The sequence below is a fragment of the Azospirillum brasilense genome, assembly GCF_005222205.1.
Classification (GTDB): Bacteria; Pseudomonadota; Alphaproteobacteria; order Azospirillales; family Azospirillaceae; genus Azospirillum; species Azospirillum brasilense_G.
On sequence record NZ_CP032347.1, the window covers coordinates 18,273 to 38,231 of the forward strand.

A 19,959-nucleotide genomic window follows, 5' to 3' on the forward strand; every position below is an offset into this window, starting at 1 on the left:
CCGCCGGCGCCCGACGCCCCGGCCGGAGGACACCGTGACCCCGTTCAGCGATGAGAAGGCGACCGGGACCTACCGGTCCGAACAGGTCGGCTCCATCATGACCGCCCTGCGCAACCGGGTGCTGGAGGGCAAGCTGCTCCCCGGCACCAAGCTGAAGGAGGCGGAACTGGCCGCCCAGTTCGGCGTATCGCGGACCCCGATCCGCGAGGCGCTGGTGGCGGCCGAGCGGGAAGGGCTGGTCACCTACGAGACCAACCGCGGCTACACGGTGCGCCAGTTCACGCGGCGCGATCTTCTGGAAAGCTATGAGATGCGCGCCCTGCTGGAGGGGCACGGCTGCCGCATCGTGGCGGAGCGCGGCCTGCCGCTCGACGTGGAGCGGGCGCTGCGCAACGGCCTCGACCGCGCCGAGGCGTTGATCGCCGGCGACAGCCCGCTGGAGGGGGAGGCGCTGGAGCAGTGGCGCCTGCTGAACCAGCGCTTCCACACCACCCTGATGGGTCTGGTGCCGAGCGGGCTGTTCAACCGCTCCTTCCAGACCGTCTATCGGGTCCCGAAGATCTACGACGTCCTCGAGATGGAAAAGGACGGCCCCACCCTGCGCCAGTACAACGAGGAGCACCGCCGCATCCTCGACGCCATCGCCCGCCGCCAGAGCGGGCGTGTGGAGTTCCTGATGCGCGAGCATCTCCAGGGCCCGTGCGATTTGCTGCTCCGCCGGATGGAGGAAACGCCGGGCGGGTGAGGGGGCGTGTCGCTGCGCTGACGGTGCCCCCTCCCTAACCCTCCCCCGCTATCGCAGGGGAGGGGACTTGATTCTCCCTCCTCTGCGATAGCGGGGGAGGGCCGGGGTGGGGGAAAAAACCTCACCCTTTCAAACACTTACCTTCCCCCCGTATACGCGCCCTATATTCCACGCCCCTCTCCACCCCCCTCGAATCTATACGCGCATCGGGCGCAGCCTGATCGTGCCGGACACAGCCGTGCCGGCATCCGATCCACGCTGACGCGCGCCCGGTTCCCCCGGGTGCGCCCCGGAGAGCACCCATGCTGGACATCATCGCGCTGGCGATCACCGCGGCCTTCTTCGCCGCGTCCATCGCCTATGTGCACGCCTGCGACCGCTTGTGAGGGGGACCGGGCCATGTTCGTCGATTACGCGCTCGGCGGCCTCGCCGCCGCCGGGCTGCTGGGCTACCTCGTGTACGCCCTGATCCGCCCCGAACGGTTCTGAGGAGACTCCCATGACCGTCAGCGGCTGGATTCACATCCTGCTCTTCGCCGCCCTCGTGGCCGCCGTGGCGCGCCCGCTCGGCGGCTACATGACGCGGCTGTTCAACGGGGAGCGCACGCTGCTCTCGCCGCTGCTCGGCCCCGTCGAGGGCGGGCTCTACCGTTTGGCCGGGGTGGACGCGAAGGCGGAACAGCATTGGGTGACCTACGCCGTCGCCATGCTGCTGTTCAACGTCGCCGGGCTGCTGCTGCTCTACGCGCTGCAGCGCCTGCAAGGCGTCCTGCCCCTGAACCCCACGGGCATGGCGGCGGTGCCCGCCGATCTCGCCTTCAACACCGCCGCCAGCTTCGTCACCAACACCAACTGGCAGAATTACGGCGGCGAAAGCACGATGAGCCATCTCGTGCAGATGGCCGGGCTGACCGTGCAGAATTTCGTGTCGGCGGCGACCGGCATCGCGCTGGCCGTGGCGCTGGTCCGCGGCTTCACCCGCACCGGGGCGCGGACGGTCGGCAACTTCTGGACCGACCTGACCCGCGGCACGCTCTACCTGCTGCTGCCGCTCAGCCTGCTCTACGCTCTGTTCCTGGTGTGGCAGGGCGTGCCGCAGACGCTGGCCGGGACGGTGGACGCCACCACGCTGGAGGGTGTCAAGCAGACCATCGCGCTCGGCCCCGTCGCCTCGCAGGAGGCGATCAAGATGCTGGGCACCAACGGCGGCGGCTTCTTCAACGCCAACTCCGCCCATCCCTTCGAGAATCCGAACGCCCTGACCAATCTGGTGCAGATGCTGTCGATCTTCGCCATCGGCGCCGGGCTGACCAACCTGTTCGGGCGCATGGCCGGTGACGAGCGGCAGGGCTGGGCCATCCTGGCTGCCATGGGCCTGCTGTTCTTCGTCGGCGTCGCCGCCGTCTATTGGGCGGAGGCCCAGGGCAACCCGGCCTTCGCCGCCTTCGGGCTGGACGGTGCCGCCGGCAACATGGAAGGCAAGGAGACCCGCTTCGGCATCGCCATGAGCGCCCTCTTCGCCGCGGTGACCACGGCAGCCTCCTGCGGCGCGGTCAACGCCATGCACGACAGCTTCATGCCTCTGGGCGGCATGGTGCCGATGGTCAACATGATGCTGGGCGAGATCATCGTCGGCGGCGTCGGGGCCGGCCTCTACGGCATGCTGCTGTTCGCCATCGTCACCATGTTCGTCGCCGGGCTGATGGTCGGGCGCACGCCGGAGTATCTGGGCAAGAAGCTGGAGGCGAAGGAGGTCAAGATGACCATGCTCGCCGTCCTCTGCCTGCCCTTGATGATGCTGGGCGGCACCGCCTTCGCCGTGGTGCTGGACACCGGCCTCGCCTCGCTCGCCAACGCCGGCCCGCACGGTTTTTCGGAGGCGCTCTACGCCTACGTCTCGGCGACGGCCAACAACGGCAGCGCCTTCGGCGGGCTGTCGGGCAACACGCTCTGGTACAACCTGACGCTCGCCGCCGGCATGCTGGTGGGCCGCTTCCTGGTCATCGTGCCGATGCTGGCGGTCGCCGGCTCGCTCGCCGCCAAGACGCGCAGCGCGGCCTCGGCCGGCACCTTCCCGACCCATGGCGGCCTGTTCGTCGGGCTGCTGGCCGGCGTCATCCTGATCGTCGGCGGCCTGACCTTCTTCCCGGCGCTCGCCCTCGGCCCGGTGGCCGAGCATCTGGCGATGCGCGCCGGCCTCCTCTTCTGACCGGGGACCTTCCATGGACACCCATTCGAAAACCGCCACCCGGACTCCGGCCTCCACGCTGCTGGACCCGGCCATCCTCCTGCCCGCCGTCGCCGGCTCCGTCCGCAAGCTCGACCCGCGGCTGATGGCCCGCAACCCGGTGATGTTCTGCGTGGAGGTGGTGGCGGCGCTGACCACGCTGCTGTTCCTGCGCGACCTCCTGACGGGCGCCGGGCTGACAGGCGCCGGGGGAATCGGCTTCTCCCTGCAGATCGTGCTGTGGCTGTGGTTCACCCTGCTCTTCGCCAACTTCGCGGAGGCGGTGGCGGAGGGCCGTGGCAAGGCCCAGGCGGCCAGCCTGCGCCGCACCCGCACGGAAACCACCGCCAAGCGGCTGGCCGGCGCGGGCTGGGAAAGCGTCCCGGCCACCGCGCTCAAGCCCGGCGACCTCGTTCTGGTGGAGGCCGGCGACCTCATCCCCTCCGACGGCGAGGTGGTGGAGGGCGTGGCCAGTGTCAACGAGGCGGCGATCACCGGCGAATCCGCCCCGGTCGTCCGCGAATCCGGCGGCGACCGCTCCGCGGTGACCGGCGGCACGCAGGTGATCTCCGACTGGATCAAGGTGCGGATCACCGCGGCCCAGGGCAACACCTTCCTCGACCGCATGATCGGGCTGGTCGAAGGCGCGCAGCGGCAGAAGACGCCGAACGAGATCGCGCTGAACATCCTGCTGGCCGGCATGACGGTCATCTTCGTCATCGCCGTGGCGACCATCCCCAGCTTCGCCGCCTATGCCGGCGGGTCGGTCGGGGTGCTGGTGCTGGCGGCGCTGTTCGTCACGCTGATCCCGACCACCATCGGCGCGCTGCTGTCGGCCATCGGCATCGCCGGCATGGATCGTCTGGTCCGCTTCAACGTACTAGCCATGTCGGGCCGGGCGGTCGAGGCGGCGGGCGACGTGGACACGCTGCTGCTCGACAAGACCGGCACCATCACGCTGGGCAACCGGCAGGCGTCGGAATTCCTGCCGATCTCCGGCGTGGCCGACCGCGACCTCGCCGACGCCGCCCAGCTCGCCTCGCTGGCCGACGAGACGCCGGAGGGCCGCTCCATCACCGTCCTGGCGAAGGAGAAGTACGGAATCCGCGCCCGCGACATGGCCGGGCTGCACGCCCAGTTCGTGCCCTTCACCGCCCAGACGCGGCTGAGCGGCATCGACAGCGACGGCGTGACGATCCGCAAGGGTGCCGTGGACGCCGTGCTGGCCCATGTGCGGACCCTCGGGCAGGGCATCGCCAGCCAAGGCAACACGGTCACCGGCAACACGGTGACCGGGCTGCGCCCTGATCCCGTCCTGGAGGCGGCGGTGCGCGAGGTGCAGGCCATCGCGGAGCGCGTCGCCAAGTCCGGCGGCACGCCGCTGGCCGTCGCCCGCGACGGCAGGCTGCTCGGCGTCATCCATCTGAAGGACATCGTCAAGGGCGGCATCCGGGAGCGCTTCGCGGCGCTGCGCAAGATGGGCATCAAGACGGTGATGATCACCGGCGACAACGCCATGACCGCCGCCGCCATCGCGGCGGAGGCCGGGGTGGACGATTTCCTCGCCCAGGCGACGCCGGAGATGAAGCTGCAGCTCATCCGCGACGAGCAGGCGCGGGGCAAGCTGGTCGCCATGTGCGGCGACGGCACCAACGACGCCCCGGCGCTGGCCCAGGCCGACGTCGGCGTGGCGATGAACACCGGCACCGTCGCCGCCCGCGAGGCCGGCAACATGGTGGACCTGGACAGCGACCCGACCAAGCTGATCGAGATCGTGGAGATCGGCAAGCAGCTGCTGATGACTCGCGGCGCGCTGACCACCTTCTCCATCGCCAACGACGTGGCGAAGTATTTCGCCATCATTCCCGCCATGTTCCTGGCCTTCTACCCGCAGCTTGGCGCCCTGAACGTGATGGGGCTGGCCAGCCCGGAAAGCGCCATCCTGTCGGCGATCATCTTCAACGCGCTGATCATCGTCGCGCTGATCCCGCTGGCGCTGCGCGGCGTCGCCTACCGCGCGGTGGGCGCGGCGCGGCTGCTGCGCCGGAACCTGCTGATCTACGGGCTGGGCGGCCTGATCGTGCCCTTCGTCGGGATCAAGCTGATCGACCTGATCGTCAACGCCATCGGCCTTGTGTGAGGAGCCCGCCATGATCAAGGAACTGCGTCCCGCTCTCGTCATGGTCGCCGCGCTGACCGTGGTGACCGGGCTGATCTACCCCCTGGCCGTCACCGGCATTGCCCAGGCTGTCTTCCCGCATCAGGCCAACGGCAGCCTGATCGAGCGGAACGGGACGGTCGTCGGCTCCGCCCTGATCGGCCAGAGCGTCACCGGGGAGGGCTATTTCCATGGCCGGCCCTCCGCCACGCTGGGGTCGGACCCGGCCGACCCGTCGAAGAGCGTGCCGGCGCCCTACAACGCCGCGGCCTCCGGCGGCTCCAACCTCGGCCCGACGTCCCAGGCGCTGGCCGACCGGGTGCGGGAGGAGACGGAGCGGCTGAAGGCCGAGAATCCCAACGCCCCGGTGCCGGTCGAGCTGGTGACGACCTCGGCCAGCGGCCTCGACCCGCACCTGTCGCCCGCCGCCGCCGACTTCCAGGTCCCCCGAATCGCCCGCGCCCGCGGCATCACGGAGGCCCAGGTCCGCGCCCTGGTCACCCTGAACACCGAGCCCTCGTTGCTCGGACCGTTGGGGGAGCCGGTGGTCAATGTGCTGCGGCTCAATCTCGCCCTCGACGCCGCCGCGGCGACGCATTAGCTGAAGGTCAACAGGCGGCCACGTCCGTTCTCCCGTCCGCTCTCCCTTGCGGGGCGGGGGAGGGGGCGGGGCCGTCGATCCGTTCCGAAAGCCGTCCCCCGATGCCGAACGATCGAACCGCCGCCACCGCCCGGCCTTCGCCCGAAGCGCTCCTGCGCGAAGCGGCGCGGGAGGGGCGCGGGCGGCTGAAGCTGTTCCTGGGCGCCGCCCCCGGCGTCGGCAAGACCTACGAGATGCTGCTGACCGCCCAGGCGAAGCGGCGCGACGGGGTGGACGTGGTGGTCGGCGTGGTCGAGACCCACGGCCGGCGCGAGACCGAGGCGCTGCTCGCCGGCCTGACGGTCCTTCCCCGCCGCAAGGTCGAGTACAAGGGCCGCCGGCTCGACGAGATGGACCTCGACGCCATCCTCGCCCGCCGCCCGGCCATCGTGCTGGTGGACGAGCTGGCCCACACGAACGCCCCCGGCAGCCGGCACGCCAAGCGCTACCTCGACGTGGAGGAGATCCTCGCCGCCGGGATCGACGTCTACACGACGATGAACATCCAGCATGTGGAGAGCCTGAACGACGTCGTCGCCCGGATCACCCGCGTCCGCGTCCGCGAGACGGTGCCGGACTCGATCCTCGACCGCGCCGACGACATCGAGGTCATCGACATCACGCCGGATGACCTGATCCAGCGGCTGAAGGACGGCAAGGTCTATGTTCCGCGCACCGCCGAGCGGGCGATCCGCCATTACTTCTCCCCCGGCAACCTGACGGCTCTGCGCGAGCTGGCGCTGCGCCGCACCGCCCAGCGGGTGGACGACCAGCTTCTCACCCACATGCAGGCCCACGCCATCGCCGGCCCCTGGGCGGCGGGGGAGCGGCTGCTGGTCTGCGTGAACGAGGACCCGGCCTGCGCCGCCGTCGTCCGCTACGCCCGGCGTCAGGCCGACCGGCTGCGCGCCCATTGGACCGCGCTGCATGTGGAGACTCCGCGCAGCCTGCGCCTGAGCGAGGCCGAGCGCGACCGCATCGCCGACGCGCTGCGGCTGGTCGAGAAGCTGGGCGGCGAGGCGGTGACCATCCCCGGCGGCGACGTCGCCGGCACGGTGGTCGAGTATGCGCGGGCCAACAACGTCGCCCACATCGTCATCGCCAAGTCCCACCGCGGCCCCTGGGCGGAGCTGCTGCGCGGCTCCGTCGCCTTCCGGCTGATCCGGCAGGCCGGTGGAATCAGCGTGCACGTCATCGCCGACGACGCCGAGGAGCCGATCCCGCCCAAGACGGTGCGCACCGCGGCCCCCCGGCGCCCGGCGCTGTCCTGGTGGCCCTACGCCGCCGCCACCGGCTACGTCGCCCTGGCGCTGGGCGTCGGGGAGGTGCTTCAGCAGGTGCTGGACGTCAGCAACGTCGCGCTCGTGTTCCTGACGGCGGTGCTGACCAGCGCGGTGACCGGCGGGCTGGGGCCGTCGCTCTACGCCTGCGTCGCCAGCATCCTGGCCTTCAACTATTTTTTCCTGAACCCGCTCTACACCTTCTCCATCGCCGATCCGGAGAACATCGTCGCGCTGTTCTTCTTCGCGGTGGTCGCGGTGATCGCCAGCAACCTGACCGCCCGCGTGCGCGCCCAGGCCGTCACCGCCCGGCTGCGCGCCAAGACGACCGAGGATCTTTACGGCTTCAGCCGCAAGCTGGCCGGGGTGGTCACCATGGACGACCTGCTGTGGGCGACCGCCCACCAGATCGCGGCGATGCTGAAGGTGCATGTGGTCCTGCTGCTGCCCGACGGCGACACCGTGTCCGTCCGCGCCGGCTATCCGCCGGAGGACGAACTGCGCGAGGCCGACCTCGCCGCCGCCGTCTGGGCCTGGGAGAACAACCGGCCCGCCGGGCGCGGCTCGGACACGCTGCCCGGCGCCAAGTGGCTGTTCCTTCCCCTGCGCACCGGGCGCGGCCCGGTCGGGGTGGTCGGCATCGACACCGACACCGCCCGCACCGGCAAGCCCGGCGCCCTGCTGACTCCCGACCAGCGCCGCCTGCTCGACGCGCTGACCGATCAGGCCGCTCTCGCCATCGAGCGCGTCACCCTGGCGGAGGACGTGGACCGCGCCCGTCTGGCCGCCGAGACGGAGCGGCTGCGCTCGGCTCTGCTCACCTCGATCTCCCACGACCTGCGGACGCCGCTGGCCTCCATCCTGGGATCGGCGACCAGCCTGACCGCCTATGGTGCCGGGATGGACGAGGCGGCGCGCCGCGACCTTGCCGCGACCATCCAGGAGGAGGCGGAGCGGCTGAACCGCTTCATCGCCAACCTGCTGGACATGACACGCCTGGAGTCCGGAGCCATCCGCCCGCGCACCGGCCCGGTCGATCTGGCCGAGACGGTGGGCAGCGCGCTGGGGCGGGCGGGGCGCATCCTGGCCGGGCACCGGGTGGACGTCGATCTGGCCGCCGACCTGCCGATGCTGGAGGCCGACGACGTGCTGTTCGAACAGGTTCTCTTCAATCTGCTGGACAACGCGGCCAAATACGCGCCAACAGGCTCGCGGATCGAGGTCGGGGCGGCGCGGGAGGACGGTCGGGTGCGCATCGAGGTGCGGGACGAGGGCGACGGCATCCCGGCGGCGGATGTCGAGCGCATCTTCGACAAGTTCTACCGCGTCCAGGCCCAGGACCGGCAGCGCGCCGGGACCGGGCTGGGGCTGGCGATCTGCCGCGGCTTCGTCGAGGCGATGGGCGGCACCATCGCCGCCGGCAACCGTAAGGGCCGCTCCGGCGCCGTCTTCACCCTGACCATGCCCGCCGCCGCCGCCCTGCCAAGCCTTGAGGGGCCCGGCCTTGAGGAACCGGGCATCGGGGAGATGACGCCATGAGGTCGGACACCCTGCCGCTGCGCGTCCTGGTGGTGGACGACGAGCCGCCGATCCGCCGCTTCCTGCGCACCACCCTGTCCGCCCAGGGCTACGACATCGCCGAGGCGGAGGACGGGGCGGGCGCTCTGGAGGCGGTGCGGCGGCGCCCGCCGGACCTGCTCGTGCTCGACCTCGGCCTGCCGGGGATCGGCGGGCTGGAGGTGATCCGCCGCCTGCGCGCCGACGGGGTGGCCGCCCCGATCATCGTCCTGTCCAGCCGCGCCGACGAGGCGGGGAAGGTGGAGGCGCTGGACCTCGGCGCCGACGACTATGTGACCAAGCCCTTCGGCATGGAGGAGCTTCTCGCCCGCATCCGCGCCGCCCTGCGCCACCGCCTGCAGCAGCAGGGGGAGCGCCCGCTGTTCCGCAGCGGCGACCTCGCCGTCGATCTGGTGCGGCGGATCGTGACGGTGCGCGGCGCCGAGGTGAAGCTGTCGCCGCGCGAGTACGACCTGCTGCGCCTGCTGGTCGCCCACGCCGGCAAGGTGCTGACCCACCGCTTCATCCTGAAGGAGGTCTGGGGGGCCGACACCGACGTGCAGTATCTGCGCATCTACATCCGCCAGCTCCGCCAGAAGATCGAGGCGGAGCCGGAGCGCCCCTCGCACATCCTGACCGAGACCGGCGTCGGCTACCGGCTGCGCGCGCCGGATTGATCCCGCCCCCACATCCGTTGCAACCCACCGCTGCACGCTAAACCTGCTGCGCGGTGGTTGGATTCGTGCGACAGAACCCCCAGGGCCGCTGTTTCAAGCGCAAGCCCCAAGAAAAAAGATGACCGCACACCGCCATTGAGCCCACCCGCAGCCTTCGAAGAGATTTTTATATGGAAAGCGTCGATCTCTGGTCGCAGCTCACCGCCCTTGGGCAGGTGGTCGCCATCGACCTCGTTCTCGCCGGCGACAACGCCATCGTGGTCGGCATGGCCGCCGCCGCCGTTCCCGTGGAGCAGCGCCGCAAGGTGATCTTCTGGGGCATCGGCGCCGCCATCATCCTGCGCATCTTCTTCGCGCTGATCACCACTCAGCTTCTCGCCATCATCGGACTGACCCTGGCCGGCGGCGTGCTGCTGCTGTGGGTCTGCTGGAAGATGTTCCGCGAGCTGCGCTCCGGAGGGGCGGACGAGGTGACGCCCGACGAGGCGCTGGCCGCGAACGGCTCCGGGGACGCCGCGGTCGGTGCGGCGGTGGCGACGACCACCTTCGGCGCGGCGGTCTGGCAGATCGTGGTGGCCGACGTGTCGATGTCGCTCGACAACGTTCTGGCCGTGGCCGGGGCCGCCAAGGACCATCCGACGGTCCTGGTCATCGGCCTGCTGCTGTCGGTCATCCTGATGGGGGCCGCGGCCAACGTGATCGCCCACATCCTGCACAAGCACCGCTGGATCGGCTGGATCGGCCTCGCCATCATCACCTACGTGGCGCTCGACATGATCTGGCGCGGCGGCAACGAGGTCCTGACCCAGGCCCACCTGCTCTGATCCCATCTGCTCCGACAATCAAAAACCCCCGCCCTCCGGCGGGGGTTTTTTCTTCAGGCGCCAGCCCCCTCCAGCAGCGCCCGCAAATCCTCCTGGCGCTGGACGGTCCGCACCCCCAGCGTGCCGTCGCGGCCCCGGATCGCCACCTCCCGGCGCTCCAGATGCTCCAACCGCCGGAGCCCCGCCAGTTCGGCGGCCGCGTCGGAGAAGACCACGGTGGCGCCCAGCGTCTTGGTCATCTCCTCCAGCCTTGCGGCGACGTTGCCGGTGTCGCCGATGAATTGCAGCGATCCGTCCTCCGAGCAGGCCACCGCCCCGACCACGGCGAGGCCGGAATGCACCCCGGCCCCGAAGGCCAGCGGCTGGTCCAGCTCCTCCGCGAGGTCGCGGCTCAGCACCTCGATGTCGCGCCACAGGTCGGCGGTGGCGCGCAGCGCGCTGGCCGCCGCCGCGGTGGGGTCCTGCTCGTTCGCGAACATGCCCATCACCCCGTCCCCGGCGATGGCGATGACGTAGCCGCCGTGCTTGCGGATCGCGTCGGTGACGACCTGGACATAGCGGGTGACGATGAACAGCGCGTCGAAGGGCAGCCGCTCCGCCGCCAGCGAGGTCGATCCCCGCAAATCCACGAACAGCGCGGTGATCGCCAGCTCCCGCCCGCTGTCCATCGGAGCGGTGACGGCGAAGGTGCGGCCGTTGTCCCGCGCCGACAGCAGCGGCGTCACCGACAGCGGCGCCACCGGGCGGAGCTGGCAGGCGAGGCGGACGGCGGGCGGCGCCTTCATCCGCTCCAGCACCGCCCGCTCCGTGGCGTTGGGCGGCGGCAGGGCGTCCGCCCCCTCGGTCACCCGGATGCGGCAGGTGGAGCAGCGCCCCCGCCCGCCGCACAGCGCGGTGTGCGGGATGCCGTTGGCCCGGCTGGCCTCCAGCACCGAGGTCCCGCGCGGAACGGTGACCGAGCGACCGCCGGGATAGGCGATGCGCACCGGGCTGGTCGCCCGCGCCCGCCAGTTGCGGTATTGCCGCATCCCCAGCGTGCCGACCAGCAGCAGGACGTAGGTGTTGAACACGCCGCCGCTGATCGCGGCCAGCGCGGCGCGGTTCTCCGCCTCCGGCGTGCCGGCGGGGGGCGGGCGGAACTGCTCCAGATAGGCGGGATCGGCGGCCGCCCGGCGCTCGGCGTCCCAGCCGGCGTTGACGATCCCGGCCAGCGCCAGCAGCGGCAGCAGCATGGCGAAGGCGCCGAGCAGCGAGGCCCGCTGCCGGTACCAGGGCTTCGTCATCAGCCAGCCGCGCACCCCGATGCAGCCGTGGATCCACACGATCACCAGCAGCAGGAGCTGGCGCCACAGCAGGGTTTCCGGCGCGGTGATCCAGTAGAGGACGATCGCCCGCGGGTAGGTCAGCGGGTCGTTGTAGAGGTCGTCCGACAGCATCCCCGCCATGCCGTGAGGGATCAGCAGCAGCGGGATGCACAGGCCGAGCCCGAGCTGCCACGCCTCCCCGGCGGGCATGCGCAGGTGGCGGCGCCGGTACAGCGCCCACAGCCCCAGCCCGGCGTGGGTGATGAAGGAGCCGGCGAGCAGCGCCTGCCCCGGCAGCGTGTCCCAGACCCACAGCAGCGTGCGCCGCGCCACCTCCATCCCCGGCAGCAGCAGCAGCCCGGCGGCGTGGGCGAGGAAATGGGTGATGACGAAGGTGAACAGCGTCAGGCCGGTGAACAGGCGCAACGGGCGTTCGATCCGGCGTTTCATGAACGGTTCCGGGTCATGAACGGGGCCAGGCGGCGGATGGGACGGTCGTCATGTCGGTCGGCGGACTCGGGCTGTGGGTCTCGGCTTCTGCGTGGCGTCCCTTGGCATCCTATGAGATCATCCCGCGCCATGCCACAGCCCGACACCCATTCCCCTCCATGAGGCCCCTCCATGAGGCCCGTTCATGAGGCGCCGGACCGAAACGCTGGCCGGGGCGGCGCTGTTCCGCTCCCTGTCCCCCGACGAGCTGCGGGCGCTGGAGGACCGCTGCCTCTGGCGCCGGGTGGAGGCCGGGCAATGGATCATCGATTTCGAGGATGAGGGGACCGACGTCTTCATCGTCGCCGCCGGTCTGGTCCGGGTGACGATCCGCGCGATCTCCGGGCGGACGGTGATCCTGCGCGACATCCCCGCCGGGGAGTTCTTCGGCGAGCTGGCGGCCATCGACGGCAAGGCCCGCTCCGCCGGCATCGTCGCCGTGACCAACGCCACGGTCGCCTGCATGCCCGCCCCGCTGTTCCGCGACTGCATCCACCGCCACCCCGACGTCTGCGACCAGGTGATGGTCCTGCTGGCCGGAGAGATCCGGAAGCTCGCCACACGGGTGAACGAGTTCAACACGCTGGACGTGCGCCACCGCATCTACGCCGAGCTGCTGCGGCTGGCCCGGCCGGACGGGCGGGGGGAGCACAGCGCGACCATCTCCCCGCCGCCGCCCCACGCCGACCTCGCCGCCCGTGTCAGCACCCGGCGCGAGGCGGTCTCGCGGGAGCTGAGCGCGCTGGAGCGCGACGGGCTGCTGGAGAAGCGGCGGGGGGCGCTGGTCCTCTTGGACACCCGCCGCCTGCGGGAGCGGGTCCGGCAGGCGGCGGAGGAGGATTGACGGCGCGCCTTACGCCTTCACCGCCTCGGACTCGATGATGATCTGGATGTCGTCGCCGATGTTCGGCACGCCGTACTTCATGCCGAAGTCGGAGCGCTTGATCGTGCCGCGGGCGGAGAAGCCGACCGTGTCCATCTTGCTGGCCGGGCTGACGCCGTCCTTGTTGAAGGACACGTCGAGGACCACCGGCTTGGTGACGCCCAGCAGGGTCAGGTCGCCGTGCAGCTTGCCGGTCTTGTCGCCGGTCTTTTCGATCTTCGTGCTCTTGAAGGTCATCTTCGGGAACTCCTTCGCGTTGAAGAAGTCCGGCGACTTCAGGTGCTCGTCGCGCTTGGCGTGGTTGGTGTCGACGCTGGTGGTGTCGATGGTCACCGACAGGCTGCTCTTGTCCGCGGCGTCCTTGTCGAAGGACAGCTCGCCGGCCACCGTGTTGAAGCGGCCCATGGCCTTGGCGAAGCCCAGATGGTCGACGATGAAGACCACCGCGGTGTGGGCCGGGTCGAGCTTGTAGGCGACCGGGGCGGCCTGGGCGGTCAGCGGCAGGGCGACGAGGGCCGAGAGGGCGGCGGCGGAGAGAAGACGCTTCATGATTCGGAGTCCTTTGTCGGATGGAACGGGATGACTGGGGTGGGTCAGTAGCCGGACACGTCGGAACCGGCGGAGAGCAGGAAGGCGACGCCCACGGCGGCGGCGGCCGGCACCAGGGCGAGGACGGTCAGCGCCACGGTGCCCATGGCCCGTCCCGCGGCGGTGCGCGGCAGGGGCAGGCGGTCGCGCAGCCGGTCGGCGAAGAAGGCCGGCAGGACGAGCAGCAGGGCTTCGGCGTGGGCGGAGGAGAAGAAGGTCAGGGTGGCGGCCAGCAGGACCAGGATGCCCAGCGCCGCCTGACCGGCGTTGCCCCAGGCGTGGCGCTCCACCGGCCAGTTCCACAGCAGCAGGCCGCCGGTGGCCGCGGCCAGCGCGAAGGCGAGCTGGGCGACGGAGGCCGAGGCGCCGACCAGCGCCACCCCGCCCACCGCCACCGCGGCGGCCAGCAGGGCGACGCCGGGCGTCGCCGCCCCCTCGCCCTCGCCGGCGGTGCGCGTCAGGGCGATCCAGCCGCCGGCCAGCAGCAGGACCGCGGCGGTGATGGTGTCCAGGCTTCCCGGCAGCACCGGCAGGGCGATCCACAGCAAGGACGCCGTCACCCAGGCGCCGAGCAGCCAAGTGCCGCGGCGGCGGTCCAGCCCGGCGAGGTCGGCGCCGACGCCGATGACCAGACCGGCCACCGCGCTCCAGAACAGGCGGCCCATGCTGGAGGGCGGCGGCAGGGCGGGCAGGCCGACGATCAGCGCGTAGGCCGCCAGGAAGGCGGCGGCAACACCCGCCGCCGCCAACCGGGGACCCCGCGTGCGCCCGCCGGCGAAACGGACCACGCCGACGGCGGCGACGCCGACCACCAGGGGAAACAGGGCGGTCTGCACCACAAGATCATCGAGCAGAGCCATCGTCGGGGCACTCCAAGCCGCAGGAAACGGGACGCGGGGCGGAGCCTGCCGGGATGGAACGGTCAGGCCAGCGCTTCGCGGCGCGGCTGGAGAGTGCCGTCACGGCCCGCCGACGCCTGTGCGAAAACGCACATCGCGAACGCGGTGTGACCGGGTTTTCGAGCGTGAACGACGCCGTTGGAGCGGAACGTCTGTTCCGCCCGTGCGTGCCGTCCGTGCTGGTTTGGAGGGTGGACGCCACGTTGCATAGGGTTGAGACTGTCCCCAGCCAGCCAGTTGCATGTATCGATTCAGCGCCAACAGCGGACACTACATCGCTTCGCCAGAAACGGCGGCAGTCGTACAGTGCAAGTGACCTTGGTGAGCCGTTGCAAGTCCAGTGCGGAAGAAAAACACTTGCCGCGCACACCCGCATGACGTAGATAGCGATTGCGCGAAAAGCGACCGCTTCCCTTGATCCGCTCAGTGGCGGAGTAAACAGGTGGACGAATTGTCGTCCAAGCGGTCAAGCATACGCCATCCATGCGGTTTCAAGCGTGGATCGGCCAGCGTTCCCCAAAAATCAATTGCCTGACTACGTTAGGCCCAATCGCGAGCTATCGGCGCTTGGTGGCGCTGCATGCTTGCGTTTTCCGGAGTTCGTCATGAACAGACGGCTTATCGTCATCTTTTCTACTGTCGTCCTCGATGCCGTTGGCATCGGCCTCATCTTTCCAATACTGCCTTTGCTGTTGCAGGACGTAACCCATACTGAAAATGTGGCTCCCTACATCGGCGTAATGACCGCCCTTTATGCGGTGATGCAGTTCATTTTCGCACCAATCCTCGGTTCACTGAGCGACCGCCTCGGCCGGCGCCCGATGCTGCTGATTTCACTCACAGGGGCAGCTATCAACTATCTGTTCCTGGCTTTTGCTTCCAGCCTCTGGATGCTGCTGCTCGGACGCGCCATCGCTGGTCTGACAAGTGCTAACCTTTCCGTGGCGACCGCCTATCTCACCGACATTTCCCCTGAAAACACGCGTGCCCGCCGCTTTGGCTTGTTCAATGCTATGTTCGGCATAGGTTTTATCATCGGGCCCATTCTCGGCGGCATACTTGGCGATTGCTGGCTGCGACTGCCTTTCATCGCGGTAGCCGCCCTAAACGCCAGCAATTTTCTGCTGACGCTTTTCATTCTTCCAGAGTCGCGCACTCCCTCCCGGGAGAAGATCGACGTGGCCGCGCTCAACCCCCTGGGGCCTCTGCGTTGGGTGCTCTCGGTCAAGAGTCTGTTCCCCATCATCGTCATCTTTTTCATCTTCAGCGCCACCGGCGAGGCTTACGGCACCTCCTGGGCTCTGTGGGGGAGCGACACGTTCCAGTGGAACGGGTTTTGGATCGGTCTGTCCCTCAGCGCTTTCGGTGTTTGCCAAACTGTTGCGCAGGCGCTTCTTCCGGGTCCGGCCGTAAAGCTGCTCGGCGAACGCGCCACTATTCTGTTGGGCATTGCCAGTGCCTGCACGGCGCTGATCGTTATGGCCTTCGCCACCCAGGGCTGGATGATCTTTGCGATCATGCCGGTCTTCGCCCTCGGCGGTATTGGCGTGCCTACGTTGCAGTCGCTGGCGACCCGGCAGGTCGACGAGCGGCTGCAAGGGCAATTCCAAGGCGTACTGGCCTCGGCCTTGAGCTTGGCATCGATCGTGGCTCCCCTAGCATTTTCCAGCGTCTACCTTTTGGTCAGGGCGCAATGGCCCGGCGCGATCTGGCTGTCGGTGGCCGTCGTTTACGTAATCAGCGTGCCGCTGGTGATCGGCCTGCGATTTGAGAAGCCTGCAGCGTTCCCGGCAACACAAGACCTCGCTTCCGGGCTCACCCAGGACATGCTGCGGTAGACGCACGGCGGTCGATCATCGGTGTCCGCTTTGGGTCAGATTCAGATGTTCGAGAGTGCGCCAAAAGCGAAAGCTGAACCGGTGGTGCTCCGCGTCACGGCGACGAGCGCGGACGCGCCCCAACCCTCCGGTCGGCTTCGCCCATGGCCCTTCCGCGTCGCCGGTTCGGTGTGTTCGGCATCGGCCGGCGGCGGACGCCAACCGTCCGGGCGTCGATATAGACTGGCACCGTTACACAAGGGAGCCCTGCCCCTGGCATCCTTCTCCCCTCCGGGATTGAGAGGAGGCGTCAGAAGCCGTGGAAACGGGTGAAGTCGGAAACCGGGGCTCGCTCGGTCTCCAGGCGGTTTTCCGGCGCGTCGGGGTCGGCGTGGCCCAGCGCCATGCCGCTCAGCAGGATGTCGGTGTCCGGGATGGCGAGATGGCGGCGGACGATGCGGTGGTACGTGATGAAGGCGGCCTGCGGGCAGGTGTCCAGCCCGAAGCCCCGCGCCGCCACCATCACATTCTCCATGAACATGCCGACGTCGAGCCAGCTTCCCTGCTCCATCCGCCGGTCCATGGTGAAGAACAGCCCGACCGGGGCGCCGAAGAAGTCGTAATTCCGGGCGTGCTGGTGGGCCGTCGCCTCGCGGTCGCCCTTGGCGATGCCGAGCAGGCCGTAGAGGTCCCAGCCGATCTTCCGCCGCCGCCGCAGATAGGGCTCGAACCACTGGGTCGGGTAATAGGTGTATTCCGCCCCGGCCTGGGCGTCCGCCGGGTCGAAATGGGCGGCGCGCAGGTCCGCCGACAGCGCCTCGCGCGCCGCACCGGCCACCGCGTGGACTTTCCAGGGCTGGATGTTCGACCCGCTGGGCGCCCGGCTGGCGGCGTCGAGGATCTCTTCCACCACGGCGCGCGGCACCGGCTCGGCGGTGAAGGCGCGGACGCTGCGGCGGCTGCGAACGGCGTCCAGCGCGGACAAGGGGCAGGGGGTGGGGTCTTCGGACGCCATGGGCGCGCTCCGCTGCGGACGGTGTCTCGTGAACCCTGTCCGGGGAACGGCGGCCCTCTCAGGACCGAGAAGGACGGTCAGGCTGGCAGCAGGCGCTGCACCGCGTCAAGGAGCTGGTCCTCCTCGAACGGCTTTTCCAGGAAGGCGGTCACGCCGGCTTCCCGCGCGCGGGCGAAGGTCGCGGGATCGCCGCGCCCCGAAACCATGATGACGGGCAGGCCGTGCAGGTTCGCCCCGAAGCGCTCGATGAACTCCAGCCCGCTCATCACCGGCAGGTGCAGGTCGAGGACGAGGCAGCCCGACGGCTTGCCGTTGTACTGATCCATGAAACTCTGACACGACGCGTAGTCGCGCACTTCGAAGGCACAGGCTTCGAGCAGCGCCTTCATCGAGTCCCGCACCGGCTCGTCGTCGTCGACGATGTAGACGATGCTATCGCCCGGTTCGGCCAAGACTGCCTCCAGCATCGGAAATCACGCGGAATGACGCCCGTCGTGGGGCGTTACAGGGAAGATAGAAGCCGACCGGCGGTGCCGGAATACGGAGTTCCCCTTATCGGGCGTGGTTTTGATGTGGATCAGTCACCGCCGGCGCCGCCCGGCGGCCCTGATCACTCCCCTTTGGGGGTGATTCCCGCGGACAGGGCCATGCGGACCAGCGAGGGCAGGCTGTCGGCGCGCATCTTCTCCATCACGCGGGCGCGGTGGATTTCGACCGTGCGCGGGCTGATCGACAGTTCGAAGGCGATGACCTTGTTCGACTTGCCTTCGACCAGCCATTGCAGCACGTCGCGTTCCCGCGGCGTCAGGCTGGCCAGCCGCTCCAGCACCTCCGGGGAGACGGCGGGAGCAGCCGGCGCCGGAGTCGGCGCCTGGGCGGCCGGTGGGGCCGTGAGCGGAACCGCGCGGGCCAGGGCGGCCTTCACGCTGCCGATCAGCGCCTGCTCGTCGAAGGGCTTCTCCACGAAGTCGACGGCCCCGGCCTTCATGGCGCGCACCGCCAGGGGCACGTCGGCGTGGCCGGTCATGACGATCACCGGCAGGCCGCGCCCCTCCTGCACCAGCCGTTCCTGGACGTCGAGCCCGCTCATCTGCGGCATCCGCACATCGACCAGCAGGCAGCCGGGGCGCGACGGCGCGTCCGACTCCAGGAAGGCGAGGGGGGACTCGAAGCTCTCGACCCGGAATCCCTCGCATTCCAGCAGGATCACGACGGAATCGCGCACCGCCTCGTCGTCGTCCAGGACGAAGACCGTCATGTCCGACGGGGGAGTTTCGGGCGGCAATGGGGACTCAGGGCGCATCATCCTCTCCGGCAACCGGCACGGTGAAGGCAAAGGTGGCCCCTCCATCCCCCGGTTCCAACCACAGGCGGCCGCCATGGGCCTCGATGATCGACCGGCAGATCGACAGGCCGAGCCCCATCCCCTTCTCCTTGGTGGTCACGAAGGGCTGGAAGAGCTGGGCCAGGACGGTCTCGTTGAGGCCGGGGCCGGTGTCGCGGACGGTGACGCGCATCAGCGCCGCCGACTCCGGATCGGGACCGGTGGCGACCGTCAATTCCCGAATCTCCGACTCGGCCATGGCCTCAATGGCGTTTCGGACGAGGTTGAGGACAACCTGCTGGATCTGGATCTTGTCGATCAGCACCGGCCGCTCGTCGCCGCTCATCTCCAGCCGGACATGGACGCCGCGCTCCTTGGCGCCGACCAGGGCGAGGGCGCTGGCCTCCTCCACCACCTTGCCGATGCTTTCCACCGTGTGCTCGGTCTGGCCTTTCTCGATGAAGTTGCGCAGGCGGCGGATGATCTGGCCGGCGCGGGCCGCCTGGGCGGTGGCCTTGTCCATCGTCTCCCGCGCCTTGTCCGCCCCGTCCGGACGGTCGAGCAGGCGCTTCACCGCCTTGGCGTAGTTGATGACGGCGGTCAGCGGCTGGTTCAGCTCGTGCGCCAGGGTCGAGGCCATCTGGCCCATGGCGCTGACCCGGCTGACGTGCAGAAGCTCCGCCTGAAGCTCCTGCAGGCGCTTCTCGGTCGCCTGCCGCTCGGTCAGGTCGCGGATGAAGCCGGTGAAGCAGCGGTGCCCGGCCAACTGCACCTCGCCCACCGCCAGCTCCATGGGGAAGACCGAGCCGTCGCGGCGCAGGCCGGAGACCACCCGCCCGATGCCGATGATCCGGCGCTCGCCGGTGGTCAGGTAATGGTCCATGTAGCGGTCGTGCTGCTCCCGGTAGGGGGAGGGCATGAGCAGGCTGACGTTCTGGCCGACCACCTCCGCGGCGGCGTAGCCGAACAGCCGCTCCGCCGCCGGGCTGAAGGACTCGATCAGCCCGCGCTCGCTGATGACGATGATCGCCTCGGGCACCGTCTCCAGGATGGAGGTGAGGCGCGCCTCGCGCTCGCGCAGGGCGGTTTCGGCCCGCTTGCGCTCGCTGATGTCGCGGATGATCCCGATGTAGACCCCGCCGCCGCCGGCCTCCCGGTAGGCCTCGCCGACCGACAGCTCCATCGGGAAGGTGGTGCCGTCGCGGCGCAGGCCGGTGACCTCGCGCCCGATGCCGATGATCCGGCGCTCGCCGGTGCGGTGGTAGCGCTCCAGATAGCCGTCATGCTCCTCCCGGTAGGGCGGCGGCATCAGCATCTTGACGTTGTGGCCGATGACCTCCGCGGCCGTCCAGCCGAACAGCCGCTCGCAGGCCGGGTTGAAGGTCTGGATGCGCCCATCGGCATCGATGATGACGATGCCGTCCGGCACCGTGTCCAGCATCGCCTGAAAGCGCAGCATGAGGTCCGGATTTCCCGTCCCGATATCGTCCGCCATCCCCGTCCCCAACGTCCCTTGTCCCTTGGACCCTTCT

The 19,959-nt window shown here is 69.6% G+C and carries 17 protein-coding genes; 10 read left to right on the forward strand and 7 right to left on the reverse strand.

Annotated elements, in window-relative coordinates; translation table 11 throughout:
- Nucleotides 1-34: 34 nt before the first annotated feature.
- The 8 genes from D3869_RS22425 to D3869_RS22460 all read left to right on the forward strand — a co-directional run bounded on the left by D3869_RS22425 (nt 35) and on the right by D3869_RS22460 (nt 10,108).
- Complete coding sequence (locus tag D3869_RS22425) at nt 35-745, forward strand: GntR family transcriptional regulator (RefSeq protein ID WP_247895978.1); 711 nt, start codon at nt 35-37, stop codon at nt 743-745.
- Nucleotides 746-1,144: 399 nt separating this feature from the next.
- Nucleotides 1,145-1,234 (forward strand): K(+)-transporting ATPase subunit F, encoded by a 90-nt coding sequence (gene kdpF / locus D3869_RS22430; protein ID WP_137142065.1) that lies wholly within the window; start codon nt 1,145-1,147, stop codon nt 1,232-1,234.
- 10 nt (nt 1,235-1,244) lie between these two features.
- Complete coding sequence (gene kdpA / locus D3869_RS22435; protein ID WP_137142066.1) at nt 1,245-2,954, forward strand: potassium-transporting ATPase subunit KdpA; 1,710 nt, start codon at nt 1,245-1,247, stop codon at nt 2,952-2,954.
- 13 nt (nt 2,955-2,967) lie between these two features.
- Nucleotides 2,968-5,112 carry a potassium-transporting ATPase subunit KdpB gene (gene kdpB / locus D3869_RS22440; RefSeq protein ID WP_137142067.1) on the forward strand — a complete coding sequence of 715 codons (2,145 nt, stop codon included), beginning with the start codon at nt 2,968-2,970 and terminating at the stop codon, nt 5,110-5,112.
- Between the two features lie 10 nt (nt 5,113-5,122).
- Complete coding sequence (locus D3869_RS22445; RefSeq protein WP_137142068.1) at nt 5,123-5,731, forward strand: K(+)-transporting ATPase subunit C; 609 nt, start codon at nt 5,123-5,125, stop codon at nt 5,729-5,731.
- A 101-nt stretch (nt 5,732-5,832) separates the two neighbouring features.
- On the forward strand, nt 5,833-8,589 hold the full coding sequence (locus tag D3869_RS22450) for a sensor histidine kinase (protein ID WP_137142069.1): 2,757 nt from the start codon (nt 5,833-5,835) through the stop codon (nt 8,587-8,589).
- Complete coding sequence (locus D3869_RS22455; RefSeq protein ID WP_137142070.1) at nt 8,586-9,284, forward strand: response regulator; 699 nt, start codon at nt 8,586-8,588, stop codon at nt 9,282-9,284. The genes D3869_RS22450 and D3869_RS22455 overlap by 4 nt, the downstream gene beginning before the upstream one ends.
- Nucleotides 9,285-9,454: 170 nt before the next feature.
- Complete coding sequence (locus D3869_RS22460; RefSeq protein ID WP_137142071.1) at nt 9,455-10,108, forward strand: TerC family protein; 654 nt, start codon at nt 9,455-9,457, stop codon at nt 10,106-10,108.
- Between the two features lie 53 nt (nt 10,109-10,161).
- Here D3869_RS22460 and D3869_RS22465 read toward each other — a convergent pair whose 3' ends face one another.
- On the reverse strand, nt 10,162-11,862 hold the full coding sequence (locus D3869_RS22465; protein ID WP_137142072.1) for an adenylate/guanylate cyclase domain-containing protein: 1,701 nt from the start codon (nt 11,860-11,862) through the stop codon (nt 10,162-10,164).
- A gap of 184 nt (nt 11,863-12,046) precedes the next feature.
- Between D3869_RS22465 and D3869_RS22470 the strand changes: the two genes are divergently transcribed.
- Nucleotides 12,047-12,745: a Crp/Fnr family transcriptional regulator gene (locus tag D3869_RS22470; RefSeq protein ID WP_137142073.1), complete on the forward strand. Its 699-nt coding sequence runs from the start codon at nt 12,047-12,049 to the stop codon at nt 12,743-12,745.
- Between the two features lie 9 nt (nt 12,746-12,754).
- Here the strand turns inward: D3869_RS22470 and D3869_RS22475 are convergent, their stop codons facing one another.
- Nucleotides 12,755-13,333: a YceI family protein gene (locus D3869_RS22475; protein WP_094303646.1), complete on the reverse strand. Its 579-nt coding sequence runs from the start codon at nt 13,331-13,333 to the stop codon at nt 12,755-12,757.
- Nucleotides 13,334-13,377: 44 nt separating this feature from the next.
- Nucleotides 13,378-14,232, reverse strand: coding sequence for a hypothetical protein (locus D3869_RS22480; RefSeq protein WP_137142074.1), 855 nt, complete (start codon nt 14,230-14,232; stop codon nt 13,378-13,380).
- A gap of 623 nt (nt 14,233-14,855) precedes the next feature.
- On the opposite strand from D3869_RS22480, the gene D3869_RS22485 reads away from it, so the two are divergent.
- Nucleotides 14,856-16,109: a TCR/Tet family MFS transporter gene (locus D3869_RS22485; RefSeq protein ID WP_349017895.1), complete on the forward strand. Its 1,254-nt coding sequence runs from the start codon at nt 14,856-14,858 to the stop codon at nt 16,107-16,109.
- 289 nt (nt 16,110-16,398) lie between these two features.
- Here D3869_RS22485 and D3869_RS22490 read toward each other — a convergent pair whose 3' ends face one another.
- The 4 genes from D3869_RS22490 to D3869_RS22505 form a co-directional block, all read right to left on the reverse strand.
- Nucleotides 16,399-17,103, reverse strand: coding sequence for a nitroreductase (locus D3869_RS22490; protein ID WP_137142076.1), 705 nt, complete (start codon nt 17,101-17,103; stop codon nt 16,399-16,401).
- A 77-nt stretch (nt 17,104-17,180) separates the two neighbouring features.
- Complete coding sequence (locus D3869_RS22495) at nt 17,181-17,555, reverse strand: response regulator transcription factor (RefSeq protein WP_051141058.1); 375 nt, start codon at nt 17,553-17,555, stop codon at nt 17,181-17,183.
- A gap of 158 nt (nt 17,556-17,713) precedes the next feature.
- Complete coding sequence (locus D3869_RS22500; protein WP_137142077.1) at nt 17,714-18,361, reverse strand: response regulator transcription factor; 648 nt, start codon at nt 18,359-18,361, stop codon at nt 17,714-17,716.
- A gap of 34 nt (nt 18,362-18,395) precedes the next feature.
- Entirely contained in the window at nt 18,396-19,886 is a 1,491-nt protein-coding gene (locus D3869_RS22505) for a PAS domain-containing sensor histidine kinase (RefSeq protein ID WP_137142078.1), read from the reverse strand.
- Nucleotides 19,887-19,959: the final 73 nt, after the last annotated feature.